Consider the following 303-nt stretch of genomic DNA (forward strand, 5'->3'; position numbering starts at 1 on the left):
TTCTTTTTTATAATAAGCCTCTTGCATCTTGTAATTATAATAAAGCAAATACCCCTCCTCATCGCTAGAACCTAAATCATCTCTTTCATACCAAGCTTGCCCCTTTGTTATCATACTCTTATAGAGGGGATTTATATTATCCTCTAGGTCTAATTCCAAATATATATTAGGGATTATGGCTTCTTGAGAAAAAAGGGTGGCTATGATTTTTCCTTCCTTTGCATTTGGCTTATTTCTTAAATTCACAAAGAAATCATTTATTTTTGTCTTTGTGATGGCTAGGGCTGCTGTTGGAAGGGGGGT

The 303-nt window shown here is 35.0% G+C and carries 1 protein-coding gene; it reads right to left on the bottom strand.

Annotated elements, in window-relative coordinates:
* The coding region (locus tag DMC01_RS14400; protein WP_185909004.1) for a hypothetical protein at nucleotides 1–303 on the bottom strand (303 nt) is incomplete at both ends.

The organism is Campylobacter troglodytis, assembly GCF_006864425.1.
GTDB classification, from domain to species: Bacteria; Campylobacterota; Campylobacteria; order Campylobacterales; family Campylobacteraceae; genus Campylobacter_D; species Campylobacter_D troglodytis.